Annotated in this window: 1 rRNA gene; it reads left to right on the top strand. The window is 53.0% G+C overall.

Features of this window, described 5'->3' with window-relative positions:
* Nucleotides 1–1,450, top strand: a 23S ribosomal RNA gene (locus CEX73_RS02850); the annotation flags it as partial.

The following is a 1,450-nucleotide window of genomic DNA, read 5'->3' as shown; positions in this document are numbered from 1 at the left end:
GGGTGATAGTCCCGTACACGAAGATGCACAGGTTGTGAGCTCGATGAGTAGGGCGGGACACGTGACATCCTGTCTGAATGTGGGGGGACCATCCTCCAAGGCTAAATACTCCTGACTGACCGATAGTGAACCAGTACCGTGAGGGAAAGGCGAAAAGAACCCCGGCGAGGGGAGTGAAATAGAACCTGAAACCGTGTACGTACAAGCAGTGGGAGCACTCTTTATGGGTGTGACTGCGTACCTTTTGTATAATGGGTCAGCGACTTATATTCTGTAGCAAGGTTAACCGTATAGGGGAGCCGCAGGGAAACCGAGTCTTAACTGGGCGTTAAGTTGCAGGGTATAGACCCGAAACCCGGTGATCTAGCCATGTGCAGGTTGAAGGTTGGGTAACACTAACTGGAGGACCGAACCGACTAATGTTGAAAAATTAGCGGATGACTTGTGGCTGGGGGTGAAAGGCCAATCAAACCGGGAGATAGCTGGTTCTCCCCGAAAGCTATTTAGGTAGCGCCTCGTGAATTCATCTTCGGGGGTAGAGCACTGTTTCGGCTAGGGGGTCATCCCGACTTACCAACCCGATGCAAACTACGAATACCGAAGAATGTTATCACGGGAGACACACGGCGGGTGCTAACGTTCGTCGTGAAGAGGGAAACAACCCAGACCGCCAGCTAAGGTCCCAAAGTCATGGTTAAGTGGGAAACGATGTGGGAAGGCATAGACAGCCAGGATGTTGGCTTAGAAGCAGCCATCATTTAAAGAAAGCGTAATAGCTCACTGGTCGAGTCGGCCTGCGCGGAAGATGTAACGGGGCTAAACCATGCACCGAAGCTGCGGCAGCGACGCTTAGGCGTTGTTGGGTAGGGGAGCGTTCTGTAAGCTGTTGAAGGTGAACTGTGAGGTTTGCTGGAGGTATCAGAAGTGCGAATGCTGACATAAGTAACGATAAAGCGGGTGAAAAGCCCGCTCGCCGGAAGACCAAGGGTTCCTGTCCAACGTTAATCGGGGCAGGGTGAGTCGACCCCTAAGGCGAGGCCGAAAGGCGTAGTCGATGGGAAACAGGTTAATATTCCTGTACTTGGTGTTACTGCGAAGGGGGGACGACGAAGGCTTCGTCATCCGGGCGACGGTTGTCCCGGTTTAAGCGTGTAGGTGGGTGACTTTGGTAAATCCGGGTCGCTGTTAACACTGAGGCGTGATGACGAGGTGCTACGGTACTGAAGTGACAGATGCCCAGCTTCCAGGAAAAGCCTCTAAGCATCAGGTAACATTGAATCGTACCCCAAACCGACACAGGTGGTCAGGTAGAGAATACCAAGGCGCTTGAGAGAACTCGGGTGAAGGAACTAGGCAAAATGGTGCCGTAACTTCGGGAGAAGGCACGCTGTGCGAGGTGAAGAGACTTGCTCTCCGAGCTTTGCGCAGTCGCAGATACCAGCTAGCTGCC

The organism is Candidatus Palibaumannia cicadellinicola (genome assembly GCF_002855795.1).
In the GTDB taxonomy this organism is placed as follows: Bacteria; Pseudomonadota; Gammaproteobacteria; order Enterobacterales; family Enterobacteriaceae; genus Baumannia; species Baumannia cicadellinicola_C.
The sequence above is the reverse complement of the archived record's forward strand: the minus strand, read 5'-3'. Positions and strand labels throughout refer to the sequence as shown.